Below are 14204 nucleotides of genomic sequence, written 5' to 3'. Positions count from 1 at the left end.
CACGGGATGAAAAGCACGGGGGTAGCAATTGCGGCGTTACTTCTTCTGGCCGGATGTAGCTCGGCACCTCCGACACCAAGCGACGAAGAGATCGCGCGGAAAACATGCGAGGAGAATCTCCGTCAACAAGCAAAAGACCCGGATGCGTTGAAGGTCGAATTCGGCGACAACGACGGTCCAGAATCCCTGGACTTCAGCGACGGGACGACAGGGACAATGTGGACTGTCCGCGGCCAGGTGAACGGAAAGAACTCGTTCGGGGCCTACGAAGGGTTCAAGAGCTTCCGGTGCTACGTCAGTAAAGACAGCAAAGGCGAATGGTCAGCGAACGCTGATGTGACCGGGTGGGGATGACGGTCACGTTTTCAGCATTTCTCGGACGTTGTTGGGCATGATGTCGTCGATGCTTTCGACGGTGTCCCAGGTGGTTCCGGGTTCCGGTTCGGGTTCTTCGATTCCGGGGTGGGGTACGCGGGTCGGGAATGGGTTTTCCGATCCGCCTTCGAAGTGGACAGTGGTGTAGCGCCAGAGCAGTTCCCTGATTTCGGAGAGCATTTCGACGAGCAGGTGGGTGTCGAGAGTTGCTCCGGAGCAGAGTTCGTGGTGGATCGCCGTTCCCGGTGGTGCCGAGTAGACGTAGGCGTAGAGGTCGCGCCAGTCGCCGATTTCGTCGAGAGTGAGGCGGTCTCGGAGTAGGTCGCGGTGGACGGCGTCGGCGAGCTCGCCCGTTACTGCGCGGGCGAGCTCTTGGAGTTTCCCGGGGTGAGTCCTTCGTCTTCGCCCCCGCGGCTGGTTCCGGCTTTGATCCAGGCGTTCCAGAGGTCGTCGATCGGGTCGCCGTTGGCGTCGTCGAGTTCCATCAGGAGGCTGCGGCCGGTGGGGCAGATGGCGCGGTCGATGGCGGCGAACTCGACTTCGAAATCGGATTCGATGTCGCGCAGCTTGTACAGCCAGGTCTTGCTGTAGATGGTGCCGAAGGCTTTCAGTGCGACGGTCGGGCCGCCCGGGAAGGTGTACCGAAACAGTTCGGTGCCGTCCGGGTAGTGCTGGGTCCAGTCATATTCGGGGTCGCCGGGTTTCGGTTCGGCGGCCTTGCCTTCCTCGGCTTGGACTTCATCGGCGCTGCCGTTTTCCGGCTGGTCGGGCTGGTCGGTGGGGATGCCGGGGTTGCCGGCGGCGAACGCCGTCCCGTGTGGGTCGGTGTCGATGTAGGGGGTGTCGATGTCGACGATGTCTACGGCGACGGGCCGGGGGGCGGGCCGGTGGGCGGGTTTGGCGTGTTTCTTGGTCATTGTTGTCCTTGGCTTGGTCCTTGGCGTTGGGGTGGTGGGTGTCCCCGCGCCGCGCCAAGGTTTACGGCGCGGGGACACGTTCCGGGGGCCTGGGCTCAGGCCTGGGTGATGGTGACGGTTCCGCTGGGGGTGAGGCCGGCGGCGTCGGCCGAGATGGCGGGGGCGCCGGCGGTGGTGATCGCGATGGTGTAGGGGCCGCCGGCGGAGCCGGTGACTGTGGCGTTGCCGGCGCCGATGGACGGGAGTGCTTCGAGCGCGGTCTTGAATGCGGTCGAGGCGATGTTGTAGCCGATGGTGGCGTGGTCGGCGCCGATGTGCAGTTCCCAGTCGCCGCCGGTGGGGTTGCCGCCGAGGGTGGCGACGAAGTTGGTGACGACCAGCTTGTCGTCGAGCTCGGTGTAGTCGTAGAAGGTGTTGCCGGCGAGGTCGGGGAACAGGTCGTAGGTCAGCGGGTAGGCGGCCCAGTCGGTGGACTTCCAGACTTCGTCGCCGATTTCGGCTACCTGGGCGTCGGGGAGGCAGCGGCGCTTGCGGACGGCTCCGTCGAAGACGTCGATGATGTAGCTGTAGTGCGGCAGGACGTCGCTGTTGGAGCGGGCGGCGATGAGGGTGCCGTGTTCGGTGGTGGCGGGGGTGACCTCGACGTTGGCCTTGCCGAAGTACTCCTCCATCGTCCGCGGGTTGAGCGGTTCGATGTAGGTGAGCTTGAGGGTGTCGTCCTTGCCGGTCTGGATGCCGCGGACCTTGTCGCCGTTCCAGTCCTTCTTCTTCTCGCTGTCGCGCTTGGTGTTGCTGGTGGCGCCTTCGTCGGAGACGCCGCCGAGGCGGGGATCCCATCCGGCGATGACGGGCCGTGGGGTCCAGGGGTCTGTGGGCAGGATGGTGCCCAGGGGGTAGCGGAAGATGCCGCCGGTGGCCTTGGGGACCAGCACTCCGGTGTTCTTCGAGATGGTGTGCGCCATGACGCGGTTCCTTTCAGGGTTGAGCCGCCTTGGCACGGCTGAAAACCCCCGGCACCGGAGTGGTTACGGGGGAACGGTTTTCGGGTTGTTAGACGGGGATGGCGATGGTCCAGGCGACGACCGCCTGGTATACGGCGTAGCTGGGGAGGTCGGGGTCGTCGAATCGGGCACAGGATTCGATACCGGCCCAGGTCACCGCGTCCTCGTCCCAGGGGGCTGCTTCGAGACTGCCGGCGAGGTGGTTGGCGACGCGGCTGCATTCGACGGCTTCGGCCAGTGGTGTGTGGATGCGGGCGGTGACGAGGTAGTCGGCGATGCGGAGGTTGCGTTTGCGGCCTCCGGTGACGACGAGTTTCACGTACCGGTCGGGTCGTGGGCAGGGTTCGCGGGTGGCGACCGGCCAGGCCCGGCCGAGGTCGGCGAGCGCGCTGTCGATGGTGGTGGTGGCGATGTGTTCGACGTCGGGGGCGACGACGGTGGTCACAGGGCCCTCAGTAGCGCTTGGGTTTTCGCTTCGTGGGCGGCGGTGCGGGCGCCGTCGGTGATGACGCGGCGGCGGGCGCGTTTGTTGTCGCTGCCGTCCTTGACGACGTAGTAGGGCTTGTCGTGGGCGGGGCTGGTGGTGGAGGGGACGCTGTTGGCGCGCCCGGCGACGGCGCGGGCGTTGGTCTCGACGGCGTGTTGGGCGATGGGGCCGGTGAGGAGTTCGCGGAATCCGGCGTTGTTGAAGGTGATGTCCATGTCAGCCCACCCATTTCAGTTGCACGACGATGCGGTCGGGGGTGATTCCGTAGGGGCCGTGGTTGTAGTCCTTGGGGATGCCGACGACTTCGTGGCGGCGGCCGTCGAGGAGGAACCGGTCGCGGTGGTCGACGGTGACGGTGGAGTCGAGGACGAGTGTGGTGTCGGCGATGACCCGGTCTCCCCCGGTGGGCCCGGTGGCGGGTTCGGTTGTGTCCGCCGGCCACCAGGAGCATGCCCGCGGGATCGGCGCGGCCCAGGTGGGGGTGGTGTTGCCGTGCGCGTCCTTGGTGCCGGGTTGGTAGACCTCGTGCTGGCAGGTGAACGGCAGCGGGAACAGTCGGGCGACGCTCACCACCGGGAGGTCCCGACGTTTTCGGCGTGGCCGCGGCAGCGGTGGCCGGCGAGCATCGTCTTGTCTTGGCGGGACAGCCAGACTCCTCCGGAGGTGGCGTCGGGGCTGTAGCCCTGGGTGAACTGGAACGGGCCCATGGACGATTGCAGCGAGGACACGCCGGGGTCGGGGGTGAGCTGCCCGGCCGCTGCGGTGATGATGCGGGCAACCATGCGTGACACGACGATCCGCACCGCGTCGGGCACGGGTTCCGGTGTGCAGCCGAGCCATTCGGTGACGGCGACCGACGCCTCGTCGAGCAGCCCCGCGGCGCGGGGCTGCTCGACGTCCGTCAGGTCACGCCCGAGGCGTGCTTCGACGTCCGCGCTTGACGCCAGCGTCATCGGATTCCTTCGCCGGTTCCTCGGTCGGCTCGTCCTCGGTCGGGTTGTCCTCGGTCGGCTCGTCCTCGGTCGGGTTGTCCTCGGTCGGCTCGTCCTCGGTCGGGTTGTCCTCGGTCGGCTCGTTCGGGTCGGTCAGGTGATCCCCGACGACGGCTCCGTCGGGGATGGTGTCCCCTGCCTGGAGTTGGGTCATGCCGACGCCGGGGACGTTGACGAAGACGACCCCGACGAGGTCCGAGCGGATGGCGGTCACAGGACCACCGCCACCATGGAGGCGACCGGGTTGACCAGGACCGGCATGGCGATGGCGTTGGCGTGGACCCACGCGGCGATGGGGTCGTGGGTCTTCCAGGAGCCGACGACGAGGCCGGGCTGGTCGGCAGGGCCGATGCCGTAGTCGGGCTCTTCGGCTTCCAGGGTCTGACCGTAGAAGGTGGCACCCAGCGGCGACTGGCCGTTGGGGTCGACCGCTGCGGGCAGCAGGTACGCCTTGTTGGCGGCCAGGACCGCGGTGCCGCGGATCTTGCGGTCGTAGATGATGATCGGGGGCAGCCCGTAGGCGGCGAGGACCGCGTTGAGGGCGTCGATCGACACGATGCCGGGGGTGCCGCCGGTGGTGGCGACCAGGCCGCGGATGTCGGCGTTGCGCTGCAGCGCGGCGACGACCTGCCGGGAGGTGACGATCGTGCCGGGCTGGGCACCGTTGTTGGCCAGCGCGTAGGCGTCGCACCAGGCGATCAGGTCGTCGAGCGGCTTGGCGCCGCCAGCGGACCACAGGGTGGCGGCGGTGACGGTGTTGCCGACGGGCCGGCCGAAGTCGAAGGTCTGGACGACCCCGTTCTCGTTGATGGTCAGGACACCGGTGTCGAGGGCCTGGCCGCGGGCGACTTCGAGGCGGTCGACGACCGCGTTGGCGACCCGCTGGGCGGCTTTCTCGACGCCGCCGAGGAGCAGGGCGGCGCCGTCGCTGCCGCGCGCGCGGAGCTGGTCATATTCGCCGACGCGTTCCTTGAGGCCCAGGGCCATCAGTTCGAACGTCTTGCGGGTCCCGGTGCCGCCGGAGCCGATGGGGGTTTCGGCGTCGAAGCTGCGGTACTGGGCCAGTGCGCCGTTGCCGTCGGCGCCGACGATGGTCCGCACGATGACGTCGGGCACAGAGTAGTTCGGCAGCCAGCGGGCCAGGGTGGCCTTCTGGCGTTCGATGTCCTCGACGGCGGCGCGGGCGAAGCCGGTCAGCTCGGCGGGGGTGATGAGATCGGTCCACAGGTTCATGGGTCAGGCCTCCAGTGCGAACGGGCCGGCGGTCTTCGCGGTTGCGGGGACCGGGGACGGCAGCTTGGACCGCAGGACGCGGCCGGTCCACAGGGCCGGGAAGGTGACGTTCCCGGCGCCGGCGACGACGCGCTGGTCGGTGAGGATGAAGCCGGCCAGGATCTCGGTGCCGTCGGACTTCGTCGAGTCGTAGGGCACGGCCAGACCGGAGATCATGGCGAACGGTTCGCCGGAGCGGATCCGTCCGTCGGTGGTCTTGGCGGCCCATGCGGCCGGTGCGAGTGTGGCCGTCTTGGCCACGTCGGTGCCGTGGCGGGAGCCCAGCCAGGACTGATCGCCTGCACCGAACGACTCACTGCGGATTCCGAGCTGAGTCATGGTGTGTCACCCCTTTCAAGGTGGTTGTGCAGGCGAGGTGCCTGCGACGGTTATTGGTGTTGTGCCGCGTAGCGTTCGCGGCCGGCCGACAGCGTGCCGCCGGAGCCCAGCGATGGGACCCCTTGCTGCGGGTTGGGTTTCGGCCCCCGAGGTGCTGCCCCGGCGCCGAGGAACGGCAGGAGCTCGTCGATCTCGGCGTCGATGTCCTCGGCGGTGGTTCCGACGAGCTTGGCGGCCAGCGGTGCCGGGAGGCCCTTGGCCGCGGCCCGGGTGGCGCGCAGCGCGGAGGCTTCCGCGCAGGCGCGGGCGGCGACCTCGGCGTCCAGGCGGGCCTGCAGATCGGCGATCTGCTGGGTGACCGAGGCGTCCGGGTCGCCGGCCGGGGCCGTTCCGGCCGAGGCCAGCTTGGCGGTGGCGTCGTCGAGCTGGGCCTGCACCGCGGCCAGGGCCTGGGTGTGGGTGGCCTTCTCGCGAGTCAGTCGCTTCCCGATGATCTTGTCCAGGGCTTCCTGGCTGGTGATCGCCTCGAACGGCTTGCCGCCGTCGCCGTCGGTGTCGGTGTCGGGGGTGGCGACGGTGGCCGGCGGTTGGCCTTCGGCCGGGGTTGCGCCGGGGTTCTCGTTGATGTTCATGGGGGTCCTCCGTAGCTCGTCAGCAGTACCCAGGCCGGTTTCGCGCAGGCTGGAAGCGCCAGTCCCGGCCGGGTCCCGGTCGGGAAGTCTCAAGGGGTGGATATGCGAAGACCGCGCCGGAGCCAGTGGCTCAACGACGCGGTCTGGAAAGGTTTTTCAGTGGATTTCGGCTACCTGGCTCTGGGCACACGTGTAGCTCGCAAGGGACACTCTGCACGATTTTCAGGTGATTTGCAAGGATCTTCCCGGAATGAAACGACATGCATGTGATTTACAGTGACACTCCGGGGCTAAATACCGGGTTTTTCCGGAACCCTCGGGCATCCTTGGACGCGCGGGAGTTGTTTGTGTGGTCCTGGGTGGTGCCGGATACACAGAACTATCGGCAGAGGGGCTTCGCCTGGCGGCGGAGCCCCTCTTTCTTATGTTCGGCTCAGACACGCCGACTCGTGATAGTGCCGATTCGTCGAATGGGCGCTGTAGCGTCGCAGCCACACCACCCAGATTGTCTTCCACCTCACAACCGAAAGGTTCCACGACGATGTTGAGGTCGTCTTTCATCCCGCCGGGAATGTTCTGTGTCCGAAACACGATGCGGTAGGCCCGCCGCGTGGTTGAGCTGGTTAGACCGGTTCCCCGCACTCGATACACACCGGCAGTCCGGCATAGCCGGTGATTCTTCCGTCGCAATTCATGGTGATCGCGCCACCGGGGGGTATGTCCGGGCCGCTCATTTCACCACTGAGCCTGAACCATTCGCTACCGCAGTGGCGGCAACGAAGTGGTTCGGTGGCCACCGATCGCCGTCGGTGGTCGTCCAGCGAGGTAATCGAGTTCATGGGAGGAGGTGATGATCGTGAGGAAGTCCACCTGGCGGCCGTTGGGCCCCGACGACAGCTTCAAGAGCGGGCAGCGTTGCCCGCGGAGCGGTTTGTGGCGGGATCAGCGGGGCAATACGTGCCGTTTCGATGAGCACAGCACCTTCCCGCCCGTTCCTGGGCGGAATGGGGGCGAGTGCGCCTACTGGAAGTTGGTACAGGTTCGCGAGGCGACGGCTTAGACCCGTCGGCTCGTGTGCTCCAGGAAGGAGGTTCAGCCCGTGGAGGTACCCGGGGCGCGCGCCAACGCGTCTCGGGTTCTTCCCTGCCCTGGCGCGGCCCAACGTCAACTGCACCATGCCGCCATTCTTACCACCGGAGGGTGCATTTGTCCGCATTTGGTGATCTGCCGCGCCCGCCAAGTGACAGTATCGATGCCGGTCGGTGACCTCGCGGATCGGTTGGTGCGCGGTCCGTCGGGCCCGCAGTTGATGCGGCAGGCGCTACCCGGTTGCGGCGGCGGGTTCGTCGAGAAAGCGCCAGATATCGGCCTCGGTGAGGCCGGCGGCCCGCTCAGCATCCTGCAGGGGGAGCCGGTAGTCCCAGTCCTCCAGGACCGATTTCCGCATATCCGCGAGTTCTCGGAGGTCAGTGACAGGCTCGCAGCCGAACTCTCCGTCGTCTAGTGCGCTCATGGTGTCACCCCTCTCCGGATCACGATGGTGGCCCTCCACATTCCAATGGTCCGATCATACGCCGCAGCGGTGACGACATACCGCTGTCCGCGGCCGAGCAGGATTTCACCTTGGCGCGGCACCTTCGAGATGTCTTCGATCGCTGCTGCTGGCGTTCCCGGGGGCACGAGTACGGTCAATCGAACCGGGTCGATGTATTTCTTCGTGTCGCCGCCGTCGGGGAATCGAGTAGTCGACATGTAGCCGAGTTCTGTTCGCGCGGTGCCGACCACCTTGGACATCCCCTGCTGGCGCGTGACACCGAAGGTCGACAATTCGGTGGTTCGCGTGAGGATCGTCGGGGCGGCCAGTGGGTTGTGCGCGAGGACCTCGTCGAGGTCTTTCATGCGGGCAGCGACCCAGGTGTCTTGCGGCGTTTGGCCGCGCCGTAGCCATCCGTTGATCCGTTTGTGGGTGTCGCCGGTGTAGCCGATCACGGATTGCCGGCGACGGCCGGTCAATGCAGCGACGTGGGCCCTGCTGGTGCGCAGCCAGTCGGGGTCGGGTCCGGATCCCCCTGCTCCCCCGCCGACGCCACCGCCTGGGCCACGCGGTCCCCGAGGGCCGTCGGTGCCGGACTTGGCGGCCGGTACGCGCTGTTTTGCGTAGGCCTTGGCGGCGCTGCTGTCGGCGGGGACGGATCTGGTGATCGGGCCGTCTTTTCCGGCGAGCTCGATGTCGACCATGGGGATTGGTTCGGCGGGGCGCTTCTCGAGTTGTTCCATGCGGTAGGCGATGGCGCCGGGTTTGCCGGTTTCGCGGGACGCGGCGATGTAGTCCTGGTCCCACTGGTCGTAGTACGAGGGTGGGTTCCATGTGTCGCCGGGCCGGACGACGGTTGCCGTGCAGTGACAATGATCGTGGTAACGCATGCCGACTTCTTGGGTGCCGCGCTGGGCTCCGATCTTGGTGTCGCCGACCATCTTTCCTTGTTTGGCGGCTTGGTGGGCGGAGGTGTAGCGGCTGCGGCGGTCGAGGGCTTCGTCGCGGGTGGTTTGGCCGGCGGCGATCTGGCGGTAGTCGTTGGTCTGGAGGCTGACGGATCGGCCGGTGACGGTGAGGGCGGATTCTTCGGATCGGTAGCGGGCTCCGCTGATCGCGACCATTCGGCAGAAGCCGCAGGCGTTGGCGGCGGCGTGGCGGTACCAGCGGGCTTGGGGGCTGCGGACGTCGGGCGGCAGTTCGATCAAGGCCGGGTCGATGCGCTTTCCGCCAGCGAGAAATTCGTTTTCGGCTTGCACGTTGTCGACGACGGTGTTGCGTGCGGCGTTGAACACGGCGCGTTGCGCTGCGCCTTGCAGCGCGGTGATCGGTGAGGACTGCAGGGCGGCCCAGCGCGCGTTGGCGCCGAGTTGGCCGGCGGGTGGGAGGTCGGCGGGCTGGGGTTCGAATCCGACGGTGGTGGTGGGTTGTTCGGCGTAGTACTGGGCGGTCAGCGTGCCGGCGGCGTGCAGGTATGCGTCGGCGAGTTCGGGGTAGGCGTCGGTGAGGAAGGTGAGGAGTTCGTGTTCGTCGAGGTGGCCGTAGATCCGGTTGATGAGTTGTTCGATGTCGGCGTCGAGGTGTGAGGACAGCAGGACGAGGAGCTGCTGGTGTTCGTCGACGGCGACGGGCATGCGTTCACTGCCCCTCGGTGTTGCCCGCGGCCGCCGCAGCCGGCGCGGGGACCGGTGGGAGGTTGGCGCCCAGGAGCTTGTCGAGGAGGCGCGTTGATCCGGTGGTGCGTTGGCGGTCGGCGAGCTGCTGCTGTTCCTGGTCGGACAGGCCGATGCGGTCCCAGGTGACCGGGGAGTCCGGTGGGAGTACTTCGGCGGCGACGAGCTTGGCGACTTCGTCGGCGGAGGCGGCGCGGGTGGGGGTGGCGGCGTCGGCCCAGGACACTCCGAGGCGGCGCATCTGGGTGGGGTCGAACTTGGCGTCGCGCATCATGAGGGCGAGTCGGGCGACTTCCAGCCATGCTTGCCCGAAGGAGGTCTGGCGTCGTTCGGCGCGTTTGACGAGGCGGTATTCCTGTTGGCGGATTGCGTCGGCGCTTGCGGGGTTGTCGGTGACGAACCCGAGGTAGGGGGCGGGGATGCCGGATTCGGCGGCCAGTAGCTGGGAGTAGGCGCGGATCTGTTCGATGTAGGGGGTTGGCGGGGCGGGCCGGAATTCGTGCAGTTTCACGTCGGCGGGGTCGTTGTTCTCGTCGAGCTGCGGGGGGACGACGTTGAGGCGGCCCTGGGTGGCCTTCCAGCCGGCGCGGCGGTTTTCTCGTGATGTCTGTTCCTCGTCCATCCCGAAGACCGCGGGGTTGGCGTTCAGGACTGTCCATTTCGGGCTGGTGTAGAACTCGCGGTTGATCTCCATGCCGCAGAGGGTTCGGATGGCGGCGTCGGTGAGGTAGATGACCGAGGGTGTGATTTCGGAGCGGCCAGTGACGTCGGCGCCGCGGTCGCGGTTGAGGAGCCGGGCGACGGGGACGCGGCCGAGGCCGTGGTGGTCGCGGTCGGCGACGACGAGCACGCCGCGGTGCTGCTCGAAGCGAATCGTCTCGTTGGGGAGGTAGAGCGTTTCCGCGATGGTGACGCCGTACTTGTCGCGGGTCTGAGACAGTCCGGACTTCGCGCGGCGGGTGCGGTAATCCCAGTCGACGGTGCAGGATTCGGTGGATTCGACGGTGACCATGATCTCGGGTTCGCCGATGGTGGTGTCGCCTTTGCCGACGCTGATGAATCCGCAGCCGTAGGTGAGGCCGTCGAGGTGGCCGCGGCCGGCTTCGGCGGGCAGCTGGTTGTCGCGGGCGATGTCGGTGAGGGCGGTGGCCAGGTCGCCGTCGCCGGTCCAGCCCCGCCACCCGATTCGTTCTTCGAGGACGTCGACGACGGTGCCGGGCCAGCCGGAGACGGCGCGCACGAGGTCGGGGAGGCCTTCGGGCGCGGAAATCTTCAGGTCCGCGGCGGTGCGTTTGCCTTCGTAGAGGTCGGATTTCCGTTTGTTGCCGGGGGCGACGGTTCGGAGCTTGGCGCGCAGCGCGGCGACCGCGGCTTGTTCGTCGTCGGAGAGCAGCAGAGTGGGCAGCGTGATTGCGGTAGTCATCCGATGACGGCCTTTCGTATGGTCCGGGTTGCCGGTGCCGGGCGTTTGGTGGAGGCGCAGTAGAGGGCGAGGGTGGCGGCGACGATGGGGTGGATGGTGACGGTGGAGTCGCGGCGGTCCCAGCCCCATCCGCCGGCGTCGTGGATGGGGCGTTTGCGGGCGCCCATCAGGGCGTCGGTCAGTGGTTTCTGGTCGGCGTGGGTGAGTTGTTCGTCTTTGATGCGGGTGTCGACGAGCAGGCAGCCTTTGACCATGTCGCGGGCGGTGCCGCGGTGGACCTTGACGCCTCGTGCTTTGAGTTCTGGGATCATCTGGGCGGCGGGTGAGAGGTCGTCGATCATGACTTCGGTGCGGCGGCCGGCGACTGCGGCGGTCCAGTTGATCGCGGCGGCGACATCGGTGCCGGCCCAGACTTCTTCGATGTGCGCGGATCCGCTTTCCTCGATCCAGCATCCGGCGATGGAGATGGCCAGGCCGTGGGACATGTCGATGCCGAGTGCTGTCGGTGCGACGTTGCCGGCCGGTCCGGTGTCGATGAGGCTGCGCCAGTGGTTGGGGGTGGTGATCGCCTGGTGCACGGCGACTTCGTCCCAGATGCCGAGTGCTTCCCGGGCCCAGGAGTCGGCGGATTTCAGCTTCTTGCGGAGTCGCAGCATGGCGCGTTCGGTGGTGCGGTGCGGGAACGACGGGTTGGCTTTGCGCCACTGTGCACGGGCCATGGGGTCGGCGCCGCGGTCGGCGGAGAACTCGATGTAGGCGGTGGAGTCGGATTCGCCGTCGAGGGCTTCCTGGCGCATCAGGGTGAACACTTCGCCGGGGTCCTTGGGCCGCGGCGGGGTGCCCATCATGAAGGTGAGGGGGTTGACGGCGACGTTCTGTGCGGCCGACATGTCCTCCAGCGTCGTTTCGGTCATGATCTGGGCTTCGTCGAAGACGATGATGTCGACGTCGGAGAAGCCGCGGCCGAAGCCGGATTCCCGGGCGCCGAACAGGATTCGTGATCCGTTGGTGAACAGGACCTTCTCGTCGCCGCGGCCGCGCAGGACCCCGGCGATGTGCGGGGCGACCTTGGGGCGTTGCGCCATGCCGGCGAACGATTCGAACGTCTCGGCCGCGGTGGTCTTGCGGTGCGCGGTCCAGATCACGGTGAGCCCGGGTTGCATCAGGCACACCGCGAAGATGATGCAGCCGACGAGGTAGGTCTTGCCGCACTGGCGGGGTATGGACATGACGATGGTGTCGGCGGCGTAGAGGCCGTCGGAGCGTTTTCCGAGGAACAGTCGGCCGGCGCCGTCTTGCCAGGGGTCGAATTCCCAGCCGAGGCGGCGGCAGGTCTCTTTGACGCCGGGCCACCCGGTTGCCGTGATGCCGTCGGGGATGACGACGTGGCGGGCGATCTCAGAGAGCCGTGGAGTCCCAGGGCTCATCGTGTTCGCCGGCTGCGACGGAGGTGGCGGTTCCGGTGGCTGCGGCCTTGATCGTCTCGATCTCCTTGGCGACGGCGCGCAGCTCCTTGTGTGCGGTCATCTTCACCTGGCCGGTCTCGTGCAGGACGGACTGGGCCAGCAGCGCGCGTTGTGCTTCCAGTAGTTCGAGGTAGGTGCCGTCGGCGGCGGCTTCGGCCAGTGATTTCGGTGCTGCCGGCGGGGCGGGTTCCGCCGGTGGGTCGGGGCGTTCGTCGGGGCCGACGGCCCGCAGTTTCGTTGCGGGTCGTGCGGGGGTGCGGGTGCGTTTCGAGGCCATGGTCACCTCCTGGTGCAGGTTCGTTTGGTCCACCAGTTGCGTTCGGTCACGAAGGTGACGCCGGTGGTGGGCATGACGGTCTTGTCGGATTTGGCGCGGTTGCAGTCGCGGTGGGCGGCCTGCTTGTTGTCGAGGGTGTCGGGGCCGCCGCGGGCTCGTGGAGTGATGTGGTCGACGACGAAGCTGCGGGGATGGCGATGGTTGAGCCGGTAGTCGATCGGTTGTCCGCAGATCCCGCACGGAGGTTCGTCGCGGGCGATGATCCGGCGGTGCTCGTCCCGCGTGGTGGTGTTGCGCGGGGTTGTCATGTCAGGCGGTCAGGGACCTCGGGCCGGTGTGTTCGCCGGCGGGTTGTGGTTCCTGATCGGCGGCCGGTGCGGCGGGGTCGTCGGGGAGGTGCAGTTTGGCCAGCATGTTGGTCTGGGCGATGCGGCAGCGCAGCGCTTCGGCTTTGGCTTTGTCGGCGCGGACGAGGAGCTTGTTGAGTACTCGTTGGCCGGTGGAGCCGCGGACGGTGCGTTCGCTGCCGGCGGTGCGCCGGCACTCGGTGGCCTCGGCTTCCCAGTAGTCGATGTCGTCGGCGAGGCGGCAGGCGTTCTCCAGGATCCGCAGTTCGTCGGGCCGCAGGCGGTATTCGCCGGTGACCGAGGCCCAGAGCTGGTGGCCGGGTCCGTCGGCGTCGAGGCCGTCGGGCGGTTTGGTTTGGGTGTCGGTGGTGGTCATCGGGGTGTCCTCCGAGGGGTTGGGGTCAGGGGCCGCCTGTATGGCGCTGTGCGGGCTGAAACCGGGCGTGGGGTGCCGATCACCTTGGCTGGATCGTGGTGGTGGTGAAAGGAAAAACGTGAAGCTGGGCTGGGTGACGGTTTGGCCAGGGGGGGCGTTCGCCTAAGCCATGAGGGGCGGGGGCCCGACCCGGGGAGGGGGCCTCCCCCCTGGGGGTCGGCCGCCGGCGGGCGGCCTGGCCGCGGCCCGGGTACGACGATGGCCCCGCAGAAGCCGGTGCTTCGCGCGGGGCCGTGTAGATTTCGGGGTTCGCGGCTACCTGGCTCTGGGCACACGTGTAGCTCGCGTTCCCGAGTGTGCCCGATTTCCCCTGGTCGCGCAAGCGTCGTTGTCATTCGAGAACTCCTGCGGGACGTTCGCACCCTAGGACCGCGGCCAGGTGTAGGTATCGGTCTGGAGCCCAGCAATGGTGGCAGGCGAGGCAGGTGCAGCCTTGACCGGAGACGATCTGCAGAGCTGGTTGACGAACGAGTTCGCCTGCGCTGTCACGGACTTCGACGGTTGCCACTCCGCAGGCTGGGCATGCAGCGACCAGATGTCGGGCGCGTGTGCCATCGAGGAGCGCTTCGATGTTGTCGCACCACGCGTTGATGATCCCGGTGATCGTGCGAACCTGCTTGTGTTGCTCGGGTGCCCAGCGTTTCGCGGCCAGTGCGCGCAGGCACGCGGGTACGGTGCCGGCCATCCCGGTCGGGAAGCTCGCTGACACCACGGTCTGGATGGTGCGCAGCAGTTCGGCTGCGTCATCCCAGACTGGAGGCCGAGAGCGCCAGCCGCCGCCCGCTCCCCCGCCGTTGGTGGACGTCCCGAACACCGCCGCCGTCAGTTGCTGGTACAGGCTGTCGGCGTGCAGCCAGGTGCCGCGGTAGGCGTCGACGGGGTCGACGAGACGGTGCACGGCGGCTTCCAGGTTGTCGATCGCTTCGCGCATCCGCGGCCGGTAGCGGTACTGCGGTACTGCGTTGCGCGGCAGCGGTGCGGTCATCGGCACTCCTGACGGGTGGCGGGCCGGGCGGCGTGCAGAGACAGCAGG

Annotated in this window: 20 protein-coding genes; 1 reads left to right on the top strand and 19 read right to left on the bottom strand. The window is 67.6% G+C overall.

Annotated elements, in window-relative coordinates:
* The first annotated feature begins 6 nt into the window (after positions 1–6).
* Positions 7–354, top strand: coding sequence for a hypothetical protein (locus G6N16_RS06130; RefSeq protein WP_133053022.1), 348 nt, complete (start codon positions 7–9; stop codon positions 352–354).
* Between the two features lie 3 nt (positions 355–357).
* Here G6N16_RS06130 and G6N16_RS06125 read toward each other — a convergent pair whose 3' ends face one another.
* The 19 genes from G6N16_RS06125 to G6N16_RS06040 all read right to left on the bottom strand — a co-directional run bounded on the left by G6N16_RS06125 (position 358) and on the right by G6N16_RS06040 (position 14156).
* Positions 358–555, bottom strand: coding sequence for a hypothetical protein (locus tag G6N16_RS06125; protein WP_083033707.1), 198 nt, complete (start codon positions 553–555; stop codon positions 358–360).
* A gap of 173 nt (positions 556–728) precedes the next feature.
* Entirely contained in the window at positions 729–1292 is a 564-nt protein-coding gene (locus G6N16_RS06120; protein ID WP_083033708.1) for a hypothetical protein, read from the bottom strand.
* A 95-nt stretch (positions 1293–1387) separates the two neighbouring features.
* Positions 1388–2254, bottom strand: coding sequence for a phage tail tube protein (locus G6N16_RS06115; protein ID WP_083033710.1), 867 nt, complete (start codon positions 2252–2254; stop codon positions 1388–1390).
* 88 nt (positions 2255–2342) lie between these two features.
* Positions 2343–2738: a hypothetical protein gene (locus tag G6N16_RS06110; protein ID WP_083033712.1), complete on the bottom strand. Its 396-nt coding sequence runs from the start codon at positions 2736–2738 to the stop codon at positions 2343–2345.
* A complete protein-coding gene (locus tag G6N16_RS06105) occupies positions 2735–2995 on the bottom strand; it encodes a hypothetical protein (RefSeq protein WP_083033714.1) in 261 nt (86 codons plus the stop codon). Before G6N16_RS06105 ends, G6N16_RS06110 begins: the two co-directional genes overlap by 4 nt.
* A gap of 1 nt (position 2996) precedes the next feature.
* The gene (locus G6N16_RS06100; protein WP_133053023.1) at positions 2997–3350 is read right to left on the bottom strand and encodes a hypothetical protein; all 354 of its coding nucleotides are present in this window, start codon (positions 3348–3350) and stop codon (positions 2997–2999) included.
* Positions 3347–3733 (bottom strand): hypothetical protein, encoded by a 387-nt coding sequence (locus tag G6N16_RS06095; protein ID WP_163787795.1) that lies wholly within the window; start codon positions 3731–3733, stop codon positions 3347–3349. Before G6N16_RS06095 ends, G6N16_RS06100 begins: the two co-directional genes overlap by 4 nt.
* The gene (locus G6N16_RS06090) at positions 3687–3986 is read right to left on the bottom strand and encodes a hypothetical protein (RefSeq protein WP_083033737.1); all 300 of its coding nucleotides are present in this window, start codon (positions 3984–3986) and stop codon (positions 3687–3689) included. Before G6N16_RS06090 ends, G6N16_RS06095 begins: the two co-directional genes overlap by 47 nt.
* Positions 3983–5005, bottom strand: coding sequence for a major capsid protein (locus G6N16_RS06085; protein WP_083033738.1), 1023 nt, complete (start codon positions 5003–5005; stop codon positions 3983–3985). Before G6N16_RS06085 ends, G6N16_RS06090 begins: the two co-directional genes overlap by 4 nt.
* Before the next feature lie 3 nt (positions 5006–5008).
* The gene (locus tag G6N16_RS06080) at positions 5009–5383 is read right to left on the bottom strand and encodes a potassium transporter (protein WP_083033739.1); all 375 of its coding nucleotides are present in this window, start codon (positions 5381–5383) and stop codon (positions 5009–5011) included.
* Between the two features lie 50 nt (positions 5384–5433).
* Positions 5434–6015 carry a hypothetical protein gene (locus tag G6N16_RS06075; RefSeq protein ID WP_083033740.1) on the bottom strand — a complete coding sequence of 194 codons (582 nt, stop codon included), beginning with the start codon at positions 6013–6015 and terminating at the stop codon, positions 5434–5436.
* Positions 6016–7336: 1321 nt separating this feature from the next.
* On the bottom strand, positions 7337–7462 hold the full coding sequence (locus G6N16_RS21935; RefSeq protein ID WP_264027209.1) for a hypothetical protein: 126 nt from the start codon (positions 7460–7462) through the stop codon (positions 7337–7339).
* Positions 7463–7524: 62 nt separating this feature from the next.
* Complete coding sequence (locus G6N16_RS06070) at positions 7525–9183, bottom strand: VG15 protein (RefSeq protein WP_083033741.1); 1659 nt, start codon at positions 9181–9183, stop codon at positions 7525–7527.
* Positions 9184–9187: 4 nt separating this feature from the next.
* The gene (locus G6N16_RS06065) at positions 9188–10645 is read right to left on the bottom strand and encodes a phage portal protein (protein WP_083033742.1); all 1458 of its coding nucleotides are present in this window, start codon (positions 10643–10645) and stop codon (positions 9188–9190) included.
* Positions 10642–12072, bottom strand: coding sequence for a terminase large subunit domain-containing protein (locus G6N16_RS06060; protein WP_083033743.1), 1431 nt, complete (start codon positions 12070–12072; stop codon positions 10642–10644). The genes G6N16_RS06065 and G6N16_RS06060 overlap by 4 nt, the downstream gene beginning before the upstream one ends.
* On the bottom strand, positions 12044–12388 hold the full coding sequence (locus G6N16_RS06055) for a hypothetical protein (RefSeq protein ID WP_083033745.1): 345 nt from the start codon (positions 12386–12388) through the stop codon (positions 12044–12046). The genes G6N16_RS06060 and G6N16_RS06055 overlap by 29 nt, the downstream gene beginning before the upstream one ends.
* Positions 12389–12390: 2 nt before the next feature.
* Entirely contained in the window at positions 12391–12696 is a 306-nt protein-coding gene (locus G6N16_RS06050) for an HNH endonuclease (RefSeq protein WP_083033747.1), read from the bottom strand.
* A gap of 1 nt (position 12697) precedes the next feature.
* A complete protein-coding gene (locus G6N16_RS06045; RefSeq protein WP_083033749.1) occupies positions 12698–13111 on the bottom strand; it encodes a hypothetical protein in 414 nt (137 codons plus the stop codon).
* 391 nt (positions 13112–13502) lie between these two features.
* Positions 13503–14156 (bottom strand): DUF7341 domain-containing protein, encoded by a 654-nt coding sequence (locus tag G6N16_RS06040; protein ID WP_163787794.1) that lies wholly within the window; start codon positions 14154–14156, stop codon positions 13503–13505.
* Positions 14157–14204 lie beyond the last annotated feature (48 nt).

The sequence above is a fragment of the Mycolicibacterium insubricum genome (assembly GCF_010731615.1).
GTDB lineage: Bacteria > Actinomycetota > Actinomycetes > Mycobacteriales > Mycobacteriaceae > Mycobacterium > Mycobacterium insubricum.
This window is presented reverse-complemented; position numbering and strand designations above follow the sequence as displayed.

Excerpts from the sequence above, each read along its gene's own strand:
- G6N16_RS06055 (WP_083033745.1), bottom strand. The coding sequence starts at position 12,388 with ATGGCCTCGAAACGCACCCGCACCCCCGCACGACCCGCAACGAAACTG.
- G6N16_RS06060 (WP_083033743.1), bottom strand. The coding sequence starts at position 12,072 with ATGAGCCCTGGGACTCCACGGCTCTCTGAGATCGCCCGCCACGTCGTC.
- G6N16_RS06050 (WP_083033747.1), bottom strand. The coding sequence starts at position 12,696 with ATGACAACCCCGCGCAACACCACCACGCGGGACGAGCACCGCCGGATC.
- G6N16_RS06065 (WP_083033742.1), bottom strand. The coding sequence starts at position 10,645 with ATGACTACCGCAATCACGCTGCCCACTCTGCTGCTCTCCGACGACGAA.
- G6N16_RS06075 (WP_083033740.1), bottom strand. The coding sequence starts at position 6,015 with ATGAACATCAACGAGAACCCCGGCGCAACCCCGGCCGAAGGCCAACCG.
- G6N16_RS06080 (WP_083033739.1), bottom strand. The coding sequence starts at position 5,383 with ATGACTCAGCTCGGAATCCGCAGTGAGTCGTTCGGTGCAGGCGATCAG.
- G6N16_RS06105 (WP_083033714.1), bottom strand. The coding sequence starts at position 2,995 with ATGGACATCACCTTCAACAACGCCGGATTCCGCGAACTCCTCACCGGC.
- G6N16_RS06045 (WP_083033749.1), bottom strand. The coding sequence starts at position 13,111 with ATGACCACCACCGACACCCAAACCAAACCGCCCGACGGCCTCGACGCC.
- G6N16_RS06120 (WP_083033708.1), bottom strand. The coding sequence starts at position 1,292 with ATGACCAAGAAACACGCCAAACCCGCCCACCGGCCCGCCCCCCGGCCC.
- G6N16_RS06130 (WP_133053022.1), top strand. The coding sequence starts at position 7 with ATGAAAAGCACGGGGGTAGCAATTGCGGCGTTACTTCTTCTGGCCGGA.
- G6N16_RS06040 (WP_163787794.1), bottom strand. The coding sequence starts at position 14,156 with ATGACCGCACCGCTGCCGCGCAACGCAGTACCGCAGTACCGCTACCGG.
- G6N16_RS21935 (WP_264027209.1), bottom strand. The coding sequence starts at position 7,462 with ATGCGGAAATCGGTCCTGGAGGACTGGGACTACCGGCTCCCCCTGCAG.
- G6N16_RS06070 (WP_083033741.1), bottom strand. The coding sequence starts at position 9,183 with ATGCCCGTCGCCGTCGACGAACACCAGCAGCTCCTCGTCCTGCTGTCC.
- G6N16_RS06115 (WP_083033710.1), bottom strand. The coding sequence starts at position 2,254 with ATGGCGCACACCATCTCGAAGAACACCGGAGTGCTGGTCCCCAAGGCC.
- G6N16_RS06085 (WP_083033738.1), bottom strand. The coding sequence starts at position 5,005 with ATGAACCTGTGGACCGATCTCATCACCCCCGCCGAGCTGACCGGCTTC.
- G6N16_RS06095 (WP_163787795.1), bottom strand. The coding sequence starts at position 3,733 with ATGACGCTGGCGTCAAGCGCGGACGTCGAAGCACGCCTCGGGCGTGAC.
- G6N16_RS06125 (WP_083033707.1), bottom strand. The coding sequence starts at position 555 with ATGCTCTCCGAAATCAGGGAACTGCTCTGGCGCTACACCACTGTCCAC.